Genomic DNA, 22,152 nt, shown 5'->3' on the forward strand with positions numbered 1-22,152 from the left:
GTCACTGCTCCCAGAGGCTGACGCCGTACTTTTCACCGCTGGTGTAGTACTCGCCGATGTTGCCCACCGCCACCGTGGCCGTGGCCAGTTGGTTCTGCATGTCGGCGGCGGCCGCGTCCCACTTCGCCTTGGCGACGTTGTACGCGTCGCGCGCGTCGCTCGACCACTCCGCGAGGCGCTGCTTGGCGCCGTCGTCCAGGTCGCTCAGCGTTTGCTGGATCTGCTTGGTGATGGAGTCCATTTCGCCCTTGACGAAGTCCATCTGCTCCAGGCTCACCTGGTAGGAGGTCATGCTGCTGCCCTTTCGCTCAATGGGGAGATGCCGGGGGAACGCGGATCAGAAGCCGGGGAGGCCGGCCGCCATCGCCTGCTTGACGGCGGTGGCGGCGTCGATGGTTTGGGTGTGCACCTGGTCGTAGTGGCCGGTGTTGGCTTCGAGCTTCTCGTACACGATCTGGAGCTGCGCCCTCACCGTGTTGCAGTTGTCCAGCCACTGCTGCAGCGCGGGAATGAACTGCTGTGCCGCGGGCCCCGTCCAGCTGGACTCCAGCGTCTGGGCCTGTTCGTTCATACCGTTGTATGCCGTAGTGGTGTCGCCCAGCGCCTTCTCGAAGTGGGGCTGCGCGGCCAGCATGCCCGCGATATCGACATTCGTCTGTCCGTTGATTGCCATGGTCCGTCCTTTCGACGACGGGTGCCGCAATAGGGATTACGGCTACGATTTCAACCGAGTTCGCGTTCCATCGTGGCGTGCGCTGCGCCCGCGCGGGACGGTGCGGGCTCTTTGTTGCCTTCCGGTACAGAGGCCGTTGTCTGCACGTGCGCCCCGTTCGCGGCGAGGCCGGGTCACCGGGCCGGCGCCGCCCGCGGGCGCGCGGATGCGGAGCCGCCGGCCGGGCCGGACAGGGCACGTTCGGCCATGCGGTCGGCGAGCCGGTGGGCGCCGCGGGCCCCGTCGGCGGGCGCCTGGCCGGCCAGGCGCGCGGTCAGGGTGGCACGGGTGGCATCGTTGACCTCGTGCCCCCGCGCATTGAGCCGACGGGAGATCAGTTCCGTCAACTCCTCCGCGGTGTACGGGGGAAGGCGCAGGTACTCGGCGAAGCAGCGGGCGAGGTCGGCGCGTGCCCGGAGCACCTCGCTGAGGCGGGGGTCGGTTCCGCGCAGCACCAGGGCGGTGTGCGGGTTGCGGGCCACCGCGGCCACCAACGCGTCCCACACCGCGGTGCGTTCGTGTTCGGGGCGCGCGGCGAAAGCGGTGTCGAGGTCGAGCTCCAGCACGCCCCCGTCGGCGTTGGCGAACAGCGCTGCCGTGTAGGCGCGGGCCTCCTCGGCACGGCGGGCGTACACCTGGGACAGCTCGGTGCGCTGCACCGCCCCGTTGCGCAGCACCCCGGTCTCGGCCAGGCACTTCGCGTAGAGCGCGGACACGGCGGTGCGGCCGCTGCCCGGGTCGCCGGCCAGCACGATGTTGGCCGCGGGGGCGGGCGGCGCACCGTCGCGGCCGGCGACGATCAGTTCGTTGGTGCGCTTGAGCAGTGCCGCCCGGACGTCGCGCAGACCGCACAGCCCGGCCAGGCGGCGCATGGCGGGCGGCGGATCGGTGGGCGGCGGGGCGGCGGGCGAAGGCTGGCGCGGGGCAGGTCCGGGGGCCGGTGCGGCGGCAGGTGCGGCCGGGGTGTCCTGCGGGCTGTCGGGCTCGGGGAGCGGTCCGACGTCGACGGCCTCCAGGCGGTTCAGTACGGCGCTGTCGTCCGAGTACTCGACCGCGAACCGGGACGCCTGGTTGCTGATCATGGCCTCGAAGACCGAGCGGGCGACGCGGCCGTTGCCGAACGTGGGCCCCTTGGGGATGTTCTCGAAGTAGCGGGTGAGGGCTTCCAGCGCGGAGTCGTCCAGCTCGTAGTAGTGCTTCGCGCACAGGCCCTGGACGATCGTGAGGAGTTCGGAGACCTCGTAGTTGGGGAACTCCACGGTGCGCGAGAAACGCGAGGCCATGCCGGGGTTGGACTCCAGGAACTGGCCCATCTGCTCGGAGTACCCGGCGGCGATGACGACGATCTCGTCGCGGTGGTCCTCCATGAGCTTCATCAGCGTCTCGACGGCCTCCTGGCCGAAGTCGGGGCCGCTGCCCTTGGCCTGGTTGGTGAGCGTGTACGCCTCGTCGATGAACAGCACGCCGCCGATGGCCTTGGTGAACACCTCGGTCGTCTTGATCGCCGTGCCGCCGATGATCTGCGCGACCAGGCCGGAGCGGGAGACCTCGACAATGTGGCCCTTGGCCAGGATGCCGAGTTCGGCGAGCACCGCGCCGTAGAGCCGGGCCACCGTGGTCTTGCCGGTGCCGGGCGGCCCGGCGAAGACCAGGTGCCGGCTCATCGGCGGCATGGGCAGGCCGAGTTCCTGCCGCCGCTGGGTCATCTTGTTGAGGTTGATCAGCCCGGTGACCTCGCGCTTGACGCTCTCCAGCCCGACCAGCGCGTCGAGTTCGGCCAGCGGGCCGGTGGTGCCCCCGGCCGCGCCGGGCTCGTCGCCCGCGGGCGCGGTGGCCCGCCGGGCGGCCGGGCCGGGCCCGGCCGGGGCCGCGGGTTCGTCCTGGTCGGCGCGCAGCCGGTTGACCCCCGCTCCGCCGTTGCCGGTGACGTCGCAGTGCTGGACGAGGACCGGTTCCTCGGAGTTGCTGCGGACGCCGTCGCCCACGTTGTCGGTGATCGTGCAGTCGCTGAGGTCGGCCCGCCCCGACGCCTGGACGTTGACGCCGTGTCCCTTGGCGTCGTGCACCCGGCAGCCGGCGGCGGTGAGGGCGCCGCCGGCCAGCACGCGTGCCGCGTCGCCGACGGAGCCGGACAACTCGCTGCCGCGCAGCACGGCCTCGCCGTCGGTGCCGACCAGGACGCCCGCGCCCTCGACGGTGGACGCCTCGACCTCGGCCCGCGCCCCGCCGGACACCGCGATGCCCCACTCGCCGCCCGCGCGCAGCGTCACGTCCTCCAGCCTGGCGGTGGCGCCCTCGTTCAGCTCCACCCCGGTGCCCTGCTCGGCCGCGATGTCGCAGTCGCGCAGGCCGAGCCGGGCGGACCCGGCCACCCGTAGCCCGGCCGAGCCGTCCTGCACGGACAGCTCCCGGAAGTCCGCGGCGGCGGCGCCGCCGAGTTGCACCGCGGCCCGTTGGGCGCCCCGGATGCGCAGCCGGTGGAACTCGGCCTGGCTGCCGTCCTCGACCAGCACGGCCAGCGGCGCGCCGGTGATCGCACAGTCCTCCAGCCTGGGGGTGGAGCCGCCGGTCACCTGAAGTCCGCTGGTGGCGGCCGAGTCCAGCGTGCAGCCACGCAGCCGCGGGGCGGCTCCGCCGCCGACGTGCAGCGACTGCCCACCCGATCCGGTAAGGGTGCAGTCGGTGAGCGTGGTCAGGCCGGCGCTGGTCAGATACGCGTCCAGGCTCGCGGACGTCGTCACGGTGACGCGCATCAGTTCGGCCCTGGCCTGCTGCTCCACGACGATGGCGGGCTTCTGACTGGCGGCCACCGTGGTGTTCTCGACGGTGACGGTGCCCTGACCGTTGGCGCAGATGCCGTTGCCGCCGACCCGTTCGACGGTGCAGTCGCGTACCGTCAGGCGGCCGTTCTCGGCGACGACGACGGCGGACGAGCCCAGGTCGGCGGCGGTGGTGCGCTCCACGGTGTTGGCGGTGGCGGCGGTCACCACGATGCCGGCGCCGCCAGGGTTGGTCACCGCGCAGTCGCGGGCGGCCAGTTGGCCGGACTGCCAGGCGATCACCGCGGCCCACGCCTTGCTGCCCGCCACGGTGCACCCGTCGATCGCGGCCTGCCCACGGCGTATGTCGAGGACGGCGGCGTTGGCGTCGGACCCGTACAGGGTCAGGCCGGACAGTTGCACCGCCTCGGCGTCCACCACGACCGTGCTGCCCATCGGCGACTCCAGCCGCACACTGCCCGGGTCGCCGTCCGCGGACAGCGTGACCGCCCGGCTGAGGGTGAGCGATTCGGTGTACGTGCCGGGCGCGATGGCGATCAGCGCCCCGTCCTGGGCGGCGGCCAGCGCCTGGGACACGGTGCGGTAGGCGCCGGACTGCGTCGCGGACACCCGCAGGACCTGCCGGTTCACAGCTTCCCCCCTTGCTGCGGCGGGGTACCGGTGGAGGGTGCGGGCCGCCGCGGCCCGCCTGGAGCGCCGGGCCGTGTCTGGAGCAGCCCGGGGGCGGTGCAGAAGGCGTCAGCGGCCTCCTCGGGGAGCGGGTCGCCCGGGGTCGCTCCGGTGCCGTCCTCGGCCTTGTGCCAGAAAGTGTGCAACTGGTCCAGTCCGGTCAGCGCGATCTCGTCCAGCGGGACCCGTTCCTCGCGCAGGCGCCCCCGCTCGTCGAGCTCGGCCGCGGCCACCTCGCGCATCATGACGGCGGGGCGGTCGCCGCCCACCGCGCGCAGCACCTTGAACCGGGTGCCGGGCGCGAACAGCAGGCGGTCGGGCAGTTCGGGCGCCACCAGCGCGGTCCGCCGAGCCGTCAGCGACCACAGCAGGACGTCGGTGTTACCGGGCAGGTCCCGGCGGATGGCGGACAGTGCGGTGAGGAAGGAGTGCTCGGTGACGAGCGTGCCCTCGCGGTACCAACTGCGTTCGGCCGCGCTGAGGTTGGCGCGCAGGACGGCGCCGCCCCGGTAGGACGGCAGGCGGCGCAACCCGCTGCCGGCGCAACGCGCGAGCGGCACGTGCGCTCCGGCGGTGGCGGACCTGATGGCGGCGTCGATCGCCGGTGTGCTGCCCGACAGGTACAGACGGACGGCCGCCAGGTCCGTGAGGGCGTCGCCCGCGGAACTGCGCGGTCCGCCGTGCAGCCCCGGGGACTCCGACAGCACACGGGAGACGAAGGCCGCCGCGGTGTCGTAGCGCACGCCGAGGCTGCGCCGCAGCCAGTCGCGTTCCCGGTCGACGCCCTTGTCCGACGGCAACACGCTGGCGCCCGGCGCGGGTTCGGGCTGCACCCGGACCGCGCCGCCGCCCGCCGCGGGTGGGCCCGGGGCCACGGCCGGGGCCGGTTCGGCCGGCGGCGGCGCGGGTTCCGCGGGGTCCGTGGTGGACGGCAGCGGATCCGGTGACTCCAGCCGGATGCGGGGAGCACCGGGCGGTGCGCCGTCACCCGGGACGGGACCGCCGTGCGGTGCCGTTCCCGGGGGCGTACCGCCCGGTGCTGTGACGCCGGGCGGGGGGGAACCGCCCGGTGCCCCACCACCTGGCGGAGGCGCGCCGTCGGGGGTCGGCGCGACAGGTGGTGGTCCAGGGTGCGCCGGCGGCTGCGGGGAAGGCGCCGGCGGCAGGGGGGTGTTCGGCGCGGCCCCACCCACGGATCGGGCGGCGCCGACGGGCGCGCCCGGGTCCGGGCCGGGACCGGGCCCAGGCATGGCGGCGGGCGGCTCACCCGACCAGTCCGGTCCCGGCCCGCCCGCCGGGTCGGTCGGAATGCCGCGCCCATCCGGCCCGGGACCCGCGAGCGGGCCCTCATGAGCACCCGTCACCTCAGGCGCCGCCCCGGTCCCGGCCTGGACCCAGGCGCCCGGCCCGCCCGGCCCGTCGGCCCCGGTCACGGACGGCGGCTCGCCGGGGCCGCCCGTTGCCGGCGAGCCGCTGTCGGAGTCCAGCCGCCACGGCAGCCGCCCGCCGGGCTCTGCCAGGGGGCGGGCCGGACCGGCGGAAGGACCGGGGGTCGGTCCGGTCAGCCGGCCAGGGGACGGCGGCGGGGGCGGCTGGTCGGTCCAGGTATTCGCATGCTCCGGCGCCGACGGCGGCAGGACCCGCCCGGTCTGCGGGCCGCCGGCAGCGGGTCGGCCGCCATCCCGTGCCGGCTGCGGGCCTGCGGCCGGGAGCCTGCCGTCGGCGCGTTCCGGGGCAGCCGGGCCGGGGCGTGCCGCGGTGAGCACCGCCTGGGCCGCCGGAGGCGGTGGGTATCCGCCCGGGGGGACCCGGCCCGCATCGCTCGACGGCATGACGCGGCTGCTGCGGGTGAACGACGGGTCGAGTCCGTTCAGCAGGTCGTAGGCCACCGTCCGCATGCGGTCGGCCGCCATGGGGTCGGTCTGGTCGTACAGGATGACCGGGTACGCCGGGTCGGCCGGCGCGGCGCGTACCGCGTACCCGTCGTGCGGTTCGGCCGACGGGCGCACCCACAGCCCGCTCTGCACGACCTCCAGGAGCACGTCGGACGTGTACTGGTAGACACCGGGCGCGACCGCGGCGATGTCCCCCACCGGCACCCGGGTGCCCAGCGCCACCGGCGCCACCGCGCCGCCGTCGGTCTCTGCACGCGGCGCGAAGCCGAACTCGTCGGCGTACGGGCGCCAGCCGAGGCTGCCGTCGCTGTGCAGGGTGCGCACCTCGCGCGCCCTGCCGTCCGCGCCGGGGCCCGGAATGCCGGCGTAGACCACGACGCGCTGGCCGAGCAGGTCGGCCAGGGCCTGCCCCAACGGGCCACCGCCGGGCACGGCCACCGGGCCGTACGGGACGAAGCGCACCAGGTGGCGGGCGCTGGTGGGGACGGTGTCCCAGAACGCGGCGACCTCCTCCAGCGCGAGGGCGCCGGAGGTTCCTGGGGAGCCGAGCACGACACCGAGCAACTCGGGGTCGGTGACGAGCAGGTCGATCAGGCGCCGGCGGTGGTCGGGCGAGGCCGCGTCGTCCCAGGTACCCCTGATCCACACGCCGCCGGGCAGCGGTTCCACCACTCCGCCCGGCCCGGTCGGCCGCGGGCGGTCGGGCACCGAGTACTCCCAAAGCGGCTTGGGGAAGCGGCGCGAGTCCGGTGCCGCCGGCAGCTTGGGGCGGTACCGCAGCCAGCCCGCCCCGTGGTCGGCGGGCACGAACAGCGCCCCGCCCGCCGCTGGGACCACGGTCCCGTCGGGCGCGAGCACGATCCGGTCCAGCCGGTCGGCGAGCCACTGCGCCGCGCGCTCGACGTCCTCGCGGGTGCCGCGGCCGGGCACGAGCCGGAAGCTGCGGCCCCGGCGGTCCAGGGCGCGCGCGACGGTCTCCCAGACCGTGTCCTGCGGCCGGGCCGGCAGGTCCAGGACGACCAGCGTGTGCTGGGGGTCGGCGGCCAGTTCCCGGGTGAAGGCCAGCGCCCGGCTGTCGACGAAGCCGCGCGGATGGACCAGCAGCGCGTTGCCGACGCTTCTGGACTCCAGCGCGGGGCCGGCCGCCCGCAGCGCGGCGCGGGCCAGCCGGGCGGACAGCCGGTGGGCGACGTCGCGACGTGCGGCGGCACGCTCGTCGGAGGCGGGGGCCATGGTCAGTTCACTCCGGGCACGGCTTCGGCGGCTTTGGCGCGGCTGAGCTGCGGACCGCTGGGGATCTGGTCGAGCGTGCTCTGCGGCAGGACCCGGGGGGTGACGCCCCCGTACCCGAGGGCGTTGGAGGCGTCGCCGGTCAGCTGGAACTTCACTCCGCGGTCGGTGATCAGGTACGGGTCGGGGGTCCGGGCGGTGGCGGAGGTCTTCGGCGGCGCGGCCAGCACCCCCCGCTCGGGCGGGACCAGGACGGCGGCGGTGGCGACGGCGGCGCGACCGGTCTCGCGGACTACCGCGCTGCGCAGTTGGGAGCCGCTCACACCCTGCAGCAGGCACAGCGCGGAGCGGTCGCCGGTGCCGTCGGTGCCGGTCATCAGGTCGGGGATGCGGTGCAGCATGGAGGTGTCGGCGGAGGACGGCAGGGACGCGAGGTCGGTCGGGCTGACCCGCACCGGCTGCCGGCCGCCGGGTGCGGCCGCCAGGAGAGCGGACTCGGTGGCGTTGAGGGGGGCGACGCCGTCGGACTTCAGGACGTAGTAGTGGCTGGTGCCGCTGACGACGGTGCTCAGCAGCGTGCCGACCTCCTCGGCTCGGCCGGCCACGGTGCGGCCCCCGGTGCCGGCGCCGGGGATCGTGGCCGGGGCGATGGCGGTGCCGGTGGGCAGGGCGTCCAGCCAGGCCGACGTGGCCTTGACCGGCTGCTCGGTGTCGAGGCCGAGCGCGAGGAGCGACGGGCGGCCGCTGACGGGGTACTTGGTGCCGTGCCACAGCACGTACCGCGAGCCGTTCGGGTCCGCCACCAGGATGTGGGTGCTGTCCGGAACCGCGTGCGCGGTGCTCGGGCCGAAGTCCAGAGTCTCGCCGACATCCGCGCCGGGCCGCAGGCAGTCCGCCCACTCGCCGGTCAGCAGCGAGCCCGGCTCGGCGACGTCGTCGGGGGCGCCGGGGATGCCGATGGCCGAGCCGCGCGGCACGCCGGCCAGCGCGGAGCGGGGGACGTTCACCATTCCGACGTGGCCGCTCGCCAGGAGCGCGGAGGCGTAGTTCGCGGTGGGGTGGAGCTGCCCGTTCGCGTAGAGGTAGCGGGTTCCGGTCTCGTTCTCCACGATCAGGGCGCCGGTATGCGCCCAGGAGCTGTTGCCGGCCGGCTTGAGGAAGCCGTAGACCAGGGCGGCCAGCAGCAGCAGCGCGGCGATCATGACACCGAACACGGTGCCGAGGCCGGCCCTGCGCATGGGGGTCTCGCCGGTTCCCGGGTCACCGGAGACCAGCGCGGAGGCCAGTCGCCCGGTGGCGAACTGGTACGCGTGCAGGTGGTCGCGTCGGGTCTGCACCGGTTCTCCCTCAGCCGACCGAGGACCGCACGTGCGCGTACACGTGCAGCAGTTGCAGTAGCAGCGGCAGCAGCGCCAGGGCGGTCAGCAGCTCCAGGATGTCCGCGGTGTGCCCCCACACCGGCAGCAGCCGGGTGGGCGGCAGCCGCCACGCGCCGACCAGCAGCAGTACGGCGCCGACCAGCAGGCCCAGCAGCAGGGCGCAGCGCGTGCCGGTGCCGGAGGCCGAGGCCGTCCACGACAGCACCACGGACAGCAGGCCGAGCACCCCGCAGAACGCGGCGGGCACCCGCTGCCAGGTGGCGTTGAGGTGCTTCGAGCGCAGCAGCACGGCGCCGGAGAAGACCAGCGGGAACGCCCAGGCGATCCATCCGCCGTCGAAGGCCAGCAGGACGAAGGCGGTCGAGCACAGCAGCGCGGTGGAGACGGCCACCACCGTCAGCAGGGCGTCGGCGGCCGCTGCGCGCCGGCTGAGCAGGCGCTCGGGGTGGGGTTCGAGGTCTTCCTGGAGTTCCTCGGCGTTGTGCGGCAGTTGGGGCACCCGCACCCGGGCCAGCCGCAGCGCCGCACGCGGCGCGAGGTGCCCGAAGAAGAAGGCGGCGACCGCCACCGTGCTCACGGCGCGCACCGCGTCCCAGCCGGTCACGGCGGCCATCCCCGCGGTGAGCGCGGCCAGCGCCGCGGTGAACAGGGCCGTCCCGGTCACCGCCAGCGGTATGCGCGCGGTGGGCAGCAGTACGACAGCAGCCACCAGGACGCCGCAGGCGGCGCCGAGCGCGATACCGCCGGGACGGGGCGCCGTCAGGCCGGAATGCCGGTCGGCGCAGGTCAGTCCGGCCAGTACGGCGAACCCGCAGGCGCCCAGGCCGGTGATCACCGCGATCCCGCGGTCGGCGGACCACCGCTGGTCCAGCGCACACAAGGTGCCCAGGCCGACCGCGGTCACGCCGTACAGCACCGGGACGACCGTGCCGTGCCCGGCCACCGGGACGGCCGCCGCGAGCGCGGCCAGGACCAGGCAGGCCAGTGCCAGGAACAGCCATCGGGTCGACTCCGGCCGCCAGCGGTCGGTGTGCGCTCCGACGGCGAGGGCGACCCCCTCGGAGACGTCGTCGAATTCCAGTTCCGGCATCGGGTCGTCGGCGGGACGCAGATACAGGGTGTCGCCGTGCACCAGTCCGGCGCTCTGCGGGCTGGCGTCCAGGTCCAGCGGCTGTTCGCCGAGGCGCTGCAGCGTCCAGGTGCCCACCGGCCTGGCGGGGTCGGCGGGGACGTGGCGCAGCAGCACCGGCAGCAGCGCGGAGACCGGGGTGGTGACCGGTACGGCCAGATCGGCCCGGCCGGCCGGCCCGGCGATGGTCAGCCGGCACACCTCGGTGCTGTACGCCCCCGGGGTGCGGGGTGCGGGGATGGCGGTGGTCATGGTGCTCCTGGGAGGGCGGGAGGGGGCGGCGCCGGGGTGTCCGGGGGTCCGGCGCGCGGTCAGGGGCCGGCGTATCCGACCTGCATCAGCCGTACTCCGCGGCGGGTGACCAGCTGGGCGCGGCCGGATGGCAGGGTGCGCGGCCGGGCCTCGCCGATGAACTTGCCCTCCTCCTTGGGGTAGGAGTGCAGCAGCGCCGGGCTGCCCAGTTCCCAGATGCGGCGCAGCACCGGGTCCATCATGGCCCGGCTGGCACCGGAGGTGGACCGGGAAATCACCATGTGCAGGCCGATGTTGACGGAGTGGGCGAGCATCGGGGCCAGGGCGTTCAGCGGGGAGACGGCCCCGGGGCCGCCGCCGTACAGGTCGTAGTCGTCGATGAGGACGAACAGCCGGGGCCCGCTCCACCAGTCGCGGCGCGCCAGCCGTTCGGGGGCGATGTCGGGCCCTGGGATGCGCTTGTTGACCGACACGGCGGCGCTGCCCGCCAGCGAGGTGAGGGCCTCGCCGTCGACCGCGAAGCCGACGCGGTACTCCTCCGGGACGGCGGCCAGCAGGTCGCGCCGGGTGTCGGCGAGGAGGATCCGGGCCTCGTCCGGCTGGTAGCGGCGGGTGATGGCGTCGATGGCGACCCGCAGCACGTTGGTCTTCCCGGTCTCGGCGTCGCCGAACACCATCAGGTGCGGGGTGGTGGCGAGGTCGTGCCACACGGGGGCGAGCCGCTGTTCGTCCCAGCCCAGGCAGAAGCGCAGGTCACCCTCGGGCGCCGGCAGCCGGTCGAGCGGCAGCTTGGCGGGCAGCAGGCGCACCCCGGGGGCCGGGCGCCCGGGCCAGAAGGCGTCGATCTCGGCGACGGCTGACTTGGTCGCCATGGTGAGGTCGTCGGTTCCCGAAAGGCTGTCCAGCCGCGGCAGAGCGCTCAGGAAGTGGTACTTGGACGTGGTGAGGCCGCGGCCGGGCTGGTGGGGGACGCTCGCGGCGATCTTGGAGCCGATCTCGGACTCCATGGAGTCGCCGAGCCGCAGTTCGAGCTTGGTGCCGAACAGGTCGCGTGCTCGGGGCCGGATCTCCGACCAGCGCACCGCGGAGGCGACCACGTGCAGCCCGAACGACAGGCCACGGGCGGCCAGGTCGGTGATGCGCGGTTCGAGCTCCTCGAAGTCCTGTTTGATCGTGGACCAGTTGTCGACGACCAGGAAGACGTCCCCGTACGGGTCGTCGATCTCGCCGCGGTCGCGCAGCTGCCGGTAGGCGGGCATCGACTCCAGGCCGTGGTCGGTGAAGCGCTGTTCGCGCACCTCCAGCAGCTGGGTGAGCTCCTCGACGGTCCGCTGCACCCGGTCGCGTTCCATCCGGGTCGCGATGGAGCCGACGTGCGGCAGGCCGGCGGTGGACTGCAGACCGCCGCCGCCGAAGTCCAGGCAGTAGAACTGCACTTCGCGCGGGGTGTGGGTGAGCGCCAGGGACAGCATCAGGGTGCGCAGCGTGGTGGACTTGCCGGTCTGCGGGGCGCCGGCCACCGCCAGATGGCCGTCGGCCCCCGACAGGTCGGCGACCAGCAGCTCCCGCAGTTGCTCGAAGGGCCGGTCGACCATGCCGAGCGGCACCCGCAGGGCCCCGAGCGCCGGGTAGTCGCCGGCGCTCATGCCGCGTTCCGGGTCCGGCACGATACCGGGCAGCAGCTGGTCCAGGCTGGGCGAGGAGTCCAGTGGCGGCAGCCACACCTGCCGGGCCGGCGGGCCGGCCCCATCCAGCCGGTCCACCAGCACCTCCAGCAGGCTCTCCTCGTCGTCACCGGCGGGCTCCGCGGGCTGCGGCTCGGCGCCCTGTGCCGAGGACCGGTCGGGCTCTTCCAGCGCGCTGGGGGCGTCCGGCACGCGCTGCTCCATGCCGAAGGCCACCACCTGCTCCGCGCCGGCCGCGGCCTCGGCGGGCCGGATGGTGGTGGCGGGCACCGGGCACGGCCCGGAGACGTAGGCGGCCTTGAAGCGGGCCAGGTTGGTGGTGTCGACCTTCAGATAGCCGTTGCCAGGGGCGGACGGCAGCTCGTAGGCGCTGCCCACGCCGATGACGCTGCGGGATTCCATCGAGGAGAAGGTGCGCAGCGCGATCCGGTACGACAGGTGGCCCTCGACGCGGTGGATGCGCCCCTCGTCCAGCCGCTGGGAGGCCAGCAGCAGGTGCACCCCGAGCGAACGGCCGAGGCGGCCGATGGTGACGAACAGCTCGACGAACTCCGGCTTGTTCGCCAGCAGTTCGGAGAACTCGTCGACAACGATCAGCAGCGAGGGCAGGGGGGTCAGCGGCGCGCCGCCGAGCCGGGCCTTCTCGTACTCGAACAGCGAGGAGTGGCCGCTCTCCCGCAGCAGTTCCTGTCGGCGGATCATCTCGCCGTTGAGGGAGTCGCGCATGCGGTCCACGAGGTGGAGTTCGTCGGCGAGGTTGGTGATCACCGCCGAGGTGTGCGGCAGGCGGTCCATGTTGAGGAAGGTGGCGCCGCCCTTGAAGTCCACCAGCACGAAGTTGAGCACGTCCGAGGAGTGGGTGGCCGCCAGCCCGATGACCAGGGTGCGCACCAGTTCGCTCTTGCCGGAACCGGTCGCGCCGATCAGCAGTCCGTGCGGGCCCATGCCGGCCTGCGCGGACTCCTTCAGGTCCAGTTCCAGCACCTCGTTGTCCTCGGTGATGCCGATCGGCACGCGCAGCCGCGCGCTCTGCGCGGCCCGGGTCCGCCACAGAGCGGCCACGTCGAAGGAGCGCGGGTCGCGGATGCCGAGCAGTGCGCCGAGGTCGAAGTCGGTCTCCAGCGGCTGTTCGACGAGTTCGACGCCGCCGCTCGTGCGCATCGGGGCCAGGACCCGGGCCAGATCCTCCGCCGCGGAGGGGGACAGGTCGTCGGCGTCGGCGGTGACGGTGAGGTCGCCCGCCGGGTACTCCACGGTGCCGTCCCGCACGGTCAGCCGCAGCACCTGCGGGCCGCCGGTCATCGCGCCGGTGGCGTCCAGCAGCACCATGTTGCGCAGACCGCCGGCCAGCAGCCGCGAGGTCTCCGGGATGAGCGTGCGGTAGGCGAGCACCACCACGAACGGCTCGGCGGGCCGCGGCGGCGAGCCGGGGTCGTGGTCGGGCCGGTCGGTCACCTCGGCGCCGAGCAGGTCGAGCAGCACGTCGTGGTCGTCGGCGACCAGCCGCAGCGGTCCGGCCGCGTCCTCCTCGTACGGATGGGCGTTGTGCGGCAGCCACTTCAGCCAGTCCCACTCGTCGCGGCCCACCGCGTCGGTGAGCAGGGCGAGGCGCAGTTCGTCCGGCGCGTGCAGCGTCGCCAACTGGCCGATCAGGGCGCGCAGCAGCCCCAGCGCGGCCACGCCGTCACCGGCGAACTCCACACTGGTGAAGCGGCGCAGCGGCACGGAGACCGGCACATGGCCGACGGACTGGAACGCCTTGGTGAAGCGCCGCAGCGAGATGGCCGTCAGCGGTTCGAGGTCCTCCACCGGTTTGGTCTCCGGCGGCACCAGGACCAGATCGGCGCGGCGGGTGCCGAGTCCGATGCGTACCTGGGCGAAGTCGTCGTGGGCGCCTCGGCGCTCCCAAAGCCGCGGGCCGGCGGCCACCGCCCACAGGTCCTGCGGGCGGGGGTTGTCCCAGGAGGCCGCCGCCCGCTGCTCGGCCGCGGCCTGCCGTGCCTTCCTGCGGAGTTGGGCGAGGTAGCGCAGGTAGTCGCGGCGCTCGGAGCGCATCCGGCGCTTGCGCTCGGCGCCCTTCCTGCCGAGCTGGCTGAGCCCCATGCTGAGCATCGCCGTGCCCATCATCCCGGACATCATGAATGTGTACGGCGACCGGGCGCTGACGGTGAACATCATGACCATGGCGCCCATACCGAGCGCCATCGGCAGGTACACCAGGGCGGAGGTGGCGTCCGCGGTGGCCGGCTCCCCGAGGACGGGAGGTTCGGCCAACTCGATCTGCCCCTCCGGAGCTTCGGGACCGGAAACACGGGGCGAGCGCTTCACGATCACAGTGCTCATCAGTTGTCCTTCGGAACGTCGGCGCCTCCGGGGGGAGCCGCGGGGCCTGCGTCATGCCTGACAAGGCCCGGTAGGGCTGCCACTTCAGGCTAGGGACCTGCACTTGGGCTCATCGGGCACCCCAGGCGGACGTTGTCCGTGCGGACAGTGGACTCTGCCTGCCCGTTCATCCCACGGCATGGCCCGTCGTCCCACCGCCCGGCCCGCGCATCCCACGGGTCGGCCCGCTCATCCCTCGGCTTACCTGCTCAACCGCGGCTGCCCGTGCATCCGCCGGCGGCGCGAGGCGTCAGATCAGCCCGGCGCGGATGGCGTACGAAACGGCGTGCGCGCGGTTGCGCAGCTGCAGCCGCTTCATCAGGCCGTACAGCACGTACTTGACGGTGCGTTCGGAATAGCAGAGCTTCGCCGCTATGTCCGCCAGCTCCGCGCCTTCCGCGATCAGCCGTAGCACGTCCACCTCACGGGGGCTGATCCCGGACGCCGTCAGGCCCCGGGGCACCAGGACCTCCCGCTGGGTCACCTGGACCTGCTCCATCAACGTTCCCTGGAGGGAAGGGGGAAGGCTGCCGCCGCCCTGCGCCACGGTGAACAGCGTCCGGGCGAAGTCGGCCGGGGTGAACGCGTCCCGCCACAGCACCGCTCGCACCCCGCGGTCGATGGCCGCCGAGACATCGGCGTGCCACCGCCTGCCCACCACCATCACGAAGCTGGTGTCCGCCCCCTCGCCCTCGTCGCTCAGGCGGCGCAGCAGGTCCAGGGTGGCGCCGTCCGCGACGTCGGCGGCCACCACGGTGACGTCGGCCTCGCGCACGGTGGCCACCTGCGACAGCCGGCGCTCGCGCTGAAGGCAGCTGGCCAGTCCGGCACGGGTGAGGTCTTCTGACGCGTGGATGGCCACGCGCACGGTCTCCGCGAGCACTTGCTGCCGCATGCGCACTCCCTGGTTTCCAAAATCGGTACGACTCAGGAGACCGATGCTGCCACTCGGATATCTGCCTATAGCGGGCTTATCCGGCACCCGTCTCTTAGGCATGGGGAAATCTGGCGTGCGCACAGCCGCGAACAGGCCCGAGGTGGACGGGAAGAAAGCCCGCGGACGGCGGCGAAAAGGGGCACAAGCAGTGGACGCCTACGAGTGCGTATGCATTTGCACAAGTACGGCGGAACCAGACGGACTCGGAGGAGCGCCGTGCGGACGCGACCGTGATGGCTGCCGCCCCCGCTGACAGCCGGGCGAGAGAGCGGACACGGGCAACGCTGCCCGTTTGTACGGCCTGTTCTGTACACCCGAGAAAAATGGGCCGCCGGAGCCCGGCGGCCGGGCCGCCGTACCGTGCGTGACCACTAGCATCCCCAACGGAAGAAGCAGGGACCGGCCGGTCCCGGCTGATGCCTGCTGTCCCGGCGGCGCCTGCCCGGCCGGTCCCGATCCGATCCCTTCACCCCTTGCCCAGAAGGAGGCGTGCCGTGTCCTCGCCGTCCTCGCCGTCCTCGCAGCGAGCTTCCTCCGGAGGCGCGCAGAATCCGGGACTTCACCAGGCGGAAACACCACCCGCCACCGGAACCGGAACCGCCGTCGGCCGCGACGCCGCCACAAGCGCGGCCGCCGGCACCGGCGCATCCGGCGGTCTGGTGCCCGCCAGGAGAGGGGAACCGGCACGACCGCAGGCCGTCCCCGCGGCCGGGACCGCCGACGGCGGCATCCGGACGGCAGTCCGCTCGCTGCTGGCGCGGCGCACCGGGGCAACGCCGGGGCAGCCGCCGGAGCATGGATCTCCCGCCATATGGGAGCGCGGCGACCGCGGCTTGCAAGCACCCGCCACACATCCGACCGCCCCCGCCCCGACCGGCGGCGGACAGACACCGCCGGGACGGCCCGCTCGGACGGTCGTGCTCGCTGCCATGTGCGGCGCGGCGCTGCTCTCCGTACCGTTCCTGGTGATCGGTACGGGCTCGCACGGTGGCACGCACAGCAGCGCGAGCACAACGCCCGAGGACGTGGCCAACCAGGCGGAGCCCAGGGCGCTCGGCTCCGATCCGGCCTCCGCGTCGCCGTCCTCTTCCCGCCCCCCGTCGGCCTCGCCTTCCCCCAGTGGGCCCGCCCAGCACTCCCCCGGCCCCACGGCCATGCCACCGAACGACGGGGCCGCGGCGAACGCCCTTGCGCTCACCGCGGCCCAGTCGTTCAGCGGCGCGGACCATGTGCTGCTGCGGAACCTCGGCACCGGCCAGTGCGCGGATCTGCCCCTGTACGGACCGGGCCGGGTCGGCGGAGTGATCGACCAGTACGACTGCCAGGCCGGCAGCAGTGACAACCAGATGTGGACCCTCAAGGTCGTCGGCAGCCCCAAGGGCCCAGGGGGCGAGCGGCTGTTCACCATCAGCAACGACAAGGACAACCTGTGCATGGACCTCCCGTGGTACGGCGCCCAACCCGCCGGCAGCGCGGTGTCGGAGTACACCTGCAACGCGACCACCGCTGACAACCAGCTGTGGTACCTGGCGCCCGGGGACGGCGACCACTACCAGCTCCGCAACCTCGCCTCCGTCGGCATGTGCCTGAGCGTCGCCGGCGGGTCCTCGGCCCAGCACGGGGTGAGGCTGGTCATCGAGCCCTGTCGCTCCACCGCGGAGGACTGGGCCCTGACCTCCGGATGACCGGACCGCCGCCACCTCGCCCACCGGGGGTGCGGGGTGCCCGGGGCTGACCACCGGGTCGGCGCGTTCGCACCTGACCCCACCCGGTAGGCAGCGGGAGTTCCAGCCCGTACATCCGCGCTCTGCGGCCGGGCATGGTGCCGTCGATGTGCCGGTTTCCCAGCGCGCGGGCCGCCCGTACCGCCGCGCAACTCGTGGCACAGCAGCGTGGGGAGTTCGTCCCCCGCTACCCGCCAGGCGGAGCGCCTCCAGCGCGCCGTCCGTGTCGCAACGCGGCACGGACCGGGCGAGCAGCAGCACCGCCGGTCCTCGGCCAGGCGCACTCCTCGTGCAGCGCCTCCAGTTCCTCCAGCGCCCGGCGGGTGACCTGCGGCAGGCCGCGCCGTCTGTGCCGTACCGCGTATCTGCCGTACCGCGTATCTGCCGAACTGGAAGAGCCGCAGGAGGAGCCGGCCAGGCCCTCCGGCAGACCGCTCTCGCGCGCCCGCCGCACATTGTGCCAACCGCCGTGCTGGATCTCGGCACCGTCGTCCGCAGTACGCGCGGCCTCCTCGGGCTGCCCTTTCCCCTGGCGGGCCGCGCGGGGCGCCCGGGCAACCCCCCGCACGGAGCAGCCGTACGCGGCCCGCGGAAGGGTCCGGACACTTTCGCGCCAGGTTTCCCTGTCGTTAGCGGGCAGCGGGCAGCAGACGGCGGAAGGCCGGAACCACCCGTGGCACCGCCGGCCTCCTGAGTTGACGGGGCACACTCCGGTGTCCGTCAGGGAGGTCCGCATGTCTCAGCAGGTGCTCACCCACCAGGTGCGCGTGGCGATCCACGCGCCCGACGTCATCACCTGCGCCGGACTCGCCAGCCATCTGCGGCACGACCGCAGACTGTCCGAGCTCCCGGTCCTGCGGAGAGGCGAAGCCGACGTGACCGTGGTGGCGGTGGACACCGCGGACGCCTCCACCCTCAGCCTGCTGCGCACCCTGGCCGACCAGCCACAGGCGCGTTTCGTCCTGGTGGTCGGCCAGCAGTGGCAGGCCGACATCTTCGCCGCAGTCGACCGGGGCGTACGCGCGGTGCTGTGGCAGGACACCTGCACGCCCGCGATCTTCGCCCGGACCCTGCTCACCGTCGCCGAAGGCGGCGGCAGCTTTCCTCCCAGCCTCCAGGGAACACTCATGCAGCAGGTCCAGTGGACCCATCGCGAGGTCCTCACCCCCCGCGGCCTGACCGCGACCGGCATCAGCCCCCGCGAACTGGACGTGCTGCGCCTGCTCGCGGAGGGCAAGGAGCTGGCGGAGATCGCGGCGAAGCTCACGTACTCCGAACGCACTGTCAAGTACGTGCTGTACGGCCTGATGAAACGGATGAACCTGCACAACCGCGCGCACGCCGTCTCGTACGCCATACGCGCCGGCCTGATCTGACGGCCCGTCTTCGCGTACGGGGTGTGGCCACCATCTCCGGGAGGAACCCGTACCCGTGCTGAGCCCCGCGGACCGCGCGGGCGCTCCTCCTCTGGCGCCCAGGTGTGCCCCGTCTCCTGGGCACCTCAACGTCCGCCAGACTTCCTGTCGTTGAATGAGTGCCGCAGTGTCGTGCACACGTGTCGTTGAATGGAGTGCCGTGGACGTTGGCCGACCGGCAGACAGCAAGTCGATCCGCGGCGCCACACCGGCGCGGACCGGCCACGGGAGCGGACATCTCAGCGGCCGCGGAGAGGAGTTGGAGCAGGCCGACCGCTGTCTGAACGACCCGAGCGGGCCTCGCCTGGTGGTCGTGTGCGGTGAACGAGGGGCCGGACTCAGCGCGTTCGCGCACGTCGCCGCCGAAAGGCAGCGTAGGCGGGGTGTCCCGGTTCTGTCGCTTTCCTGCGTGGACGGCGACCAGGAGTATCCGCTCCTGTTGGCGCTGCGGCTGGTCACCGCCGCGCAGAAGCAGCGGTCGGCCACCGCCAGGGAGCATGCGGCAGACCGGCCGGGCCCGAGCCCGGAGACGCTGTCCGCTGTGGAGCAGGGCGGCCGGGCGGCGCTGGCCGACACACTGCTGACCGCACTGGCACGCTCGTCGGCCACGACCGTGGTCGTGGACGGTGCCCAGTACGCGGATGCGGCGTCCCTCGCCGTCCTCGGCGGGATCGGGGCGGCGGAGTCCGCGCCGGGCCTCCGGCTGATGATCACGACCGCGCGGGGCACTGCGGGGAGTGGTCGGGTCTCGTCCCACGACGGCCCTGCCCTCGAACGGCTGGTGGCAGACGGCGCGTCGCACACGATCGTCCTGCCGCGGCTGGCTCCGTCGGAGGTCGCTGACATGGTGGCGCGGCGGCTGCAGGCGGTGCCCGACGCCTTCCTGGTGCGGCGGGTGCACGAGCTCACCCGGGGCATTCCCGGAGCCGTCGACGCGCTGCTCTCCGGGTGGTCGAGGGAGGACGCGATCCGGGTGGTCGACGGGCACGCCTTCATCTGCCCCAGCACGCCGGTGCCGGTGCTACCGGACAGCGACCGGTTCATGACGGTGCTGCACGCGCTCGGCGAGTCCTGCCGGGCGGTGGCCGACGCGCTGAGCGTCCTCTGGCCGCTCGGCCGGGCGGCGGCGACGCCGGTGGCGGAGTTGACCGGCCTGTCCAGCGAGGAGGTCGGCGACAGCATCCGCCGGCTGGCCGCTGCGGGCCTGGTGGACGAGCTCCACGGGGAAGACGGCGCTCGCGTACGGGGCTGGATGTTTCGCTCGCCGCTGGTGGAGCACGCGGTGCGGGAACGGCTCGGGCCGCTGGAGCGCGGGCGCCTGTCGGCCGCCGTGGTGCGGGCGCTGTGGACGGCGGAGGACCGGCCGGACGCCCGGACTTCGGAGGCACGGACAACCGCGATACTCGACGAGGTCGACCTGCAGACGTATCTGCCGGACCGGATCGTCGACGCGGGCGCCATGGTCGACCGCGAACGCGCGGTGACGGAACTGTCGGCCGCCGCGGAACAACTCCTCCCCGACCGTGAGAGCCGCGGCATGCTGCGGTGGCTGCGGGCGACGCTGCGCCTCGTCGAGGAGCCCGCCGCTCGCGAGCTGGCGCTGCTGCGTTACGCGAAGGCATCCCATGTCACGGGCGACTACCGGACCGCGATGACGACGGCCAAGATGATAGTGCGCAACCGCACCGAACACCTGACGGCGTCAGCGGTCCAGGAGGCCGTCGGCCTGCTGGTGGTCGCGACCGCCGCCGAGGAGAACTGGCCGCGGATAACCCAATTGGGAACCTCCGGGTGGTGGAACCGCCTGCTGCTGCCCGCCGCGGTCACCGTGCCGGCGCAGGCCATGGCGCTGTTCCTGGCGGAGAGGTGGAAGGAGGCTCTGGATCTGCTGTCTCGGAACGAGACGCTGTGGGACGCCGATCCGCTCAGTCGGTTCCTCCCTGAAACCACCCGCAGTTTCGCTGAGTTGGCGCAGGGCCGGCCGGAACGGTTCACCCGTGCCCTGGCCTTGCCGGAGGACCCGCGGCTGCCTTCGGACACGGTGTACGGGGTGACGATGACGCAGACCGACCTACTGCTCGGCGCCCGCGATCTGTCCGGCGCGGTGAACTTGCTGACCGACCGCGGCATGCCGGAAGAGGCACTCCCGCCCCACGGCCGTTTCCTGCTGTTCCACCTGCAGGGCCGGTGGGACGACGCGCTGGCGCTGGGGCGGTGGATGCTGGCGACTGGCCGGGGGTCCCGTACGGCGCCGAACCACCATCTACTCGCGGCGCGGACGGCAGCCATCCTGCTGGCCAGGGGGCGAATAGCCAACGCTGATCGCCTGATCGGCAGCGTGCCCAGGCCGCAGGACGGCCCGCTGGGGGTCTTCCTGGACGCCGCCGAGGCCGAGGTGCTGCGGACCCTGGGCCGTCCCGGCGAGGCGGAGCAGGCGTTGCGGCGCGGCATGGAGGCGGCCGACGCTCGCGGCCACGTCTACGGGACCGACGAGTTGCTGGCCGGCCTCGTCGAGGTCCACACGGAGGCGGGCCGGGCCGAGGCGGCGATGGCCTGCCTGGGACGCCTTGAACGCTTGATCGGCCGGACGAACGGAAGCCGGACACGGCTGCTGTACCTGCTGTCCTCGGCCCGGGTCCTGCGGCAGGACCGCCCCGGCGACGCCCATGAGAGGCTGCGCGAAGCGGTGGAGCTGGCGCGCTCGCGCAGCCAGCCGTTCGAGACGGCGGTCACGCTGGCGACGGCGGCCGCCGAGGGCGCTGAACCGCCAGCTCTGCTGTACGAAGCCTACGAACTCTTCGGTGACACCGGCTCGGCGCTCCGGCGCTTCCACACCAGGGCCGCTATGCGCGAGTCAGGGCTGAGCATCCCGGGCCGCAAACAGGCCACCGCGGAGAACGAGCAGTTGCTGGCCACCCTGATCGCCGAGGGACTCACCAACCGCCAGATCGCCACGGTGCTTCGTATCAGCGAGGACGCGGTCGCCAACCGCCTGTCCCGGCTGTTCGCACGCACGGGCCTGCGCTCCCGTACCGAAGTCGTTTCGGCGGTGCTGACCGGCACCCTGCCGACCCCCGCGGATCGCTGAACGGCCACCGCACCCCGACCAGCCGGTCCCCCGGTCAGGCGGGATCGCCGACCGTCTCCTGCGCGCGTGGCACCGCAGTCGGCGGACGTACTCCGCTGCGCGGCTGAAACACGAGAGCGGCTCGGGAAACGGGCAGTAACCAGGGTGGAGCCGCTCACAGATGGTGCGCATCGCCGGTGCCGGTCCTCTATCGAGTACCCGATCGTCCGAGAACTGCCAGCCTGGTCGATGTTCCGTCCGGATCGAACGAGTGGTGGAAGGTGAAGGCGTACGGTGCGGGGTCGTGGTCGTGGAGGTGTTCCAACCTGGAAACCCCGTCCTGCCAGGTCGGTACCGTGCCCTCGGTGACCCACCAGAGCACATGACCCGGGCGTCCCGACTTCTCGAACCAGTCGTCACGCCTGTCGAGCGCTGCGCGGTGCAGGCCGGTGAAGATGAAGTCGGAGGCGGATCGCAGGTCGGTCCAGAGTGAGAGGGTCGCGGCCAGGGCCGTGGATTCAGCGGTGCGGCCCTTCAAGTACCAAGCCGGAACGGCGAATTCCCCCCATTCACCCCAGTCCCGGTCGAAAAGTGTGCCCCGGCTGCGGTCTGACGCTTCAGCACGAGCGACGTATCCGGGGTACTGGCATCCGGGGTACTGGCCGATCTCCCGGTAGACAGCCTCGGCGGTCTCGTGGAACTCCCGCGTAAGAGGTGCGGGATCGCTGAGGGGTGACTTCAGGACGCCGAAGGTGTACAGAGCAAGTTGGAGCATGCGTCCCTACCTTTCGCTGTGGGTTGTTTCCGGTCCTCCGTAAGATCGGGAGGCCCAGGGGCGCCGGATCGGCCTCGTCTCAGCTCAGGATCTCTTCGCGGTTCCGGGCCGCGGCCCGGGC

The 22,152-nt window shown here is 73.2% G+C and carries 13 protein-coding genes; 3 read left to right on the plus strand and 10 right to left on the minus strand.

Annotation, left to right across the window (positions count from 1 at the left end):
- Position 1: 1 nt before the first annotated feature.
- The 8 genes from P2L57_RS24535 to P2L57_RS24570 form a co-directional block, all read right to left on the minus strand.
- Positions 2–292, minus strand: a complete 291-nt coding sequence (locus P2L57_RS24535; RefSeq protein ID WP_275818146.1) for a WXG100 family type VII secretion target — start codon at positions 290–292, stop codon at positions 2–4.
- Between the two features lie 45 nt (positions 293–337).
- Positions 338–673, minus strand: coding sequence for a WXG100 family type VII secretion target (locus P2L57_RS24540; protein ID WP_275818148.1), 336 nt, complete (start codon positions 671–673; stop codon positions 338–340).
- A gap of 173 nt (positions 674–846) precedes the next feature.
- On the minus strand, positions 847–4,122 hold the full coding sequence (locus tag P2L57_RS24545) for a right-handed parallel beta-helix repeat-containing protein (RefSeq protein ID WP_275818151.1): 3,276 nt from the start codon (positions 4,120–4,122) through the stop codon (positions 847–849).
- The gene (locus tag P2L57_RS24550) at positions 4,119–7,289 is read right to left on the minus strand and encodes a hypothetical protein (RefSeq protein WP_275818153.1); all 3,171 of its coding nucleotides are present in this window, start codon (positions 7,287–7,289) and stop codon (positions 4,119–4,121) included. The genes P2L57_RS24545 and P2L57_RS24550 overlap by 4 nt, the downstream gene beginning before the upstream one ends.
- Positions 7,290–7,291: 2 nt before the next feature.
- Positions 7,292–8,623 (minus strand): type VII secretion protein EccB, encoded by a 1,332-nt coding sequence (gene eccB / locus P2L57_RS24555; protein ID WP_275818155.1) that lies wholly within the window; start codon positions 8,621–8,623, stop codon positions 7,292–7,294.
- A 10-nt stretch (positions 8,624–8,633) separates the two neighbouring features.
- Positions 8,634–10,046 carry a type VII secretion integral membrane protein EccD gene (eccD, locus tag P2L57_RS24560; RefSeq protein WP_275818157.1) on the minus strand — a complete coding sequence of 471 codons (1,413 nt, stop codon included), beginning with the start codon at positions 10,044–10,046 and terminating at the stop codon, positions 8,634–8,636.
- Between the two features lie 59 nt (positions 10,047–10,105).
- Complete coding sequence (gene eccCa, locus P2L57_RS24565) at positions 10,106–14,074, minus strand: type VII secretion protein EccCa (RefSeq protein ID WP_275818160.1); 3,969 nt, start codon at positions 14,072–14,074, stop codon at positions 10,106–10,108.
- Between the two features lie 289 nt (positions 14,075–14,363).
- Entirely contained in the window at positions 14,364–15,008 is a 645-nt protein-coding gene (locus P2L57_RS24570) for a helix-turn-helix transcriptional regulator (protein ID WP_275818161.1), read from the minus strand.
- Between the two features lie 536 nt (positions 15,009–15,544).
- Here P2L57_RS24570 and P2L57_RS40310 point away from each other — a divergent pair.
- On the plus strand, positions 15,545–16,735 hold the full coding sequence (locus tag P2L57_RS40310; protein WP_275818163.1) for an RICIN domain-containing protein: 1,191 nt from the start codon (positions 15,545–15,547) through the stop codon (positions 16,733–16,735).
- Between the two features lie 226 nt (positions 16,736–16,961).
- Here P2L57_RS40310 and P2L57_RS24580 read toward each other — a convergent pair whose 3' ends face one another.
- Positions 16,962–17,342, minus strand: coding sequence for a hypothetical protein (locus P2L57_RS24580; protein ID WP_275818165.1), 381 nt, complete (start codon positions 17,340–17,342; stop codon positions 16,962–16,964).
- 166 nt (positions 17,343–17,508) lie between these two features.
- Here P2L57_RS24580 and P2L57_RS24585 point away from each other — a divergent pair, with 166 nt between their 5' ends.
- Together P2L57_RS24585 and P2L57_RS24590 are read left to right on the plus strand one after the other, a co-directional pair.
- On the plus strand, positions 17,509–18,150 hold the full coding sequence (locus P2L57_RS24585; RefSeq protein ID WP_275818167.1) for a helix-turn-helix transcriptional regulator: 642 nt from the start codon (positions 17,509–17,511) through the stop codon (positions 18,148–18,150).
- A 199-nt stretch (positions 18,151–18,349) separates the two neighbouring features.
- Positions 18,350–21,277, plus strand: a complete 2,928-nt coding sequence (locus P2L57_RS24590) for an AAA family ATPase (RefSeq protein WP_275818169.1) — start codon at positions 18,350–18,352, stop codon at positions 21,275–21,277.
- A 187-nt stretch (positions 21,278–21,464) separates the two neighbouring features.
- On the opposite strand, the gene P2L57_RS24595 is transcribed toward P2L57_RS24590, so the two are convergent.
- Positions 21,465–22,031 (minus strand): DUF3291 domain-containing protein, encoded by a 567-nt coding sequence (locus tag P2L57_RS24595; protein WP_275818171.1) that lies wholly within the window; start codon positions 22,029–22,031, stop codon positions 21,465–21,467.
- Between the last annotated feature and the right edge of the window lie 121 nt (positions 22,032–22,152).

Source organism: Streptantibioticus ferralitis (assembly GCF_029223525.1).
In the GTDB taxonomy this organism is placed as follows: Bacteria; Actinomycetota; Actinomycetes; order Streptomycetales; family Streptomycetaceae; genus Streptantibioticus_A; species Streptantibioticus_A ferralitis.

What these genes read in the sequence shown, in the direction of transcription:
- P2L57_RS24535 (WP_275818146.1), bottom strand. Translation starts at nt 292, where the DNA reads ATGACCTCCTACCAGGTGAGCCTGGAGCAGATGGACTTCGTCAAGGGC.
- P2L57_RS24540 (WP_275818148.1), bottom strand. Translation starts at nt 673, where the DNA reads ATGGCAATCAACGGACAGACGAATGTCGATATCGCGGGCATGCTGGCC.
- P2L57_RS24550 (WP_275818153.1), bottom strand. Translation starts at nt 7,289, where the DNA reads ATGGCCCCCGCCTCCGACGAGCGTGCCGCCGCACGTCGCGACGTCGCC.
- eccD (WP_275818157.1), bottom strand. Translation starts at nt 10,046, where the DNA reads ATGACCACCGCCATCCCCGCACCCCGCACCCCGGGGGCGTACAGCACC.
- eccCa (WP_275818160.1), bottom strand. Translation starts at nt 14,074, where the DNA reads ATGAGCACTGTGATCGTGAAGCGCTCGCCCCGTGTTTCCGGTCCCGAA.
- P2L57_RS24570 (WP_275818161.1), bottom strand. Translation starts at nt 15,008, where the DNA reads ATGCGGCAGCAAGTGCTCGCGGAGACCGTGCGCGTGGCCATCCACGCG.
- P2L57_RS24585 (WP_275818167.1), top strand. Translation starts at nt 17,509, where the DNA reads ATGTCTCAGCAGGTGCTCACCCACCAGGTGCGCGTGGCGATCCACGCG.
- P2L57_RS24595 (WP_275818171.1), bottom strand. Translation starts at nt 22,031, where the DNA reads ATGCTCCAACTTGCTCTGTACACCTTCGGCGTCCTGAAGTCACCCCTC.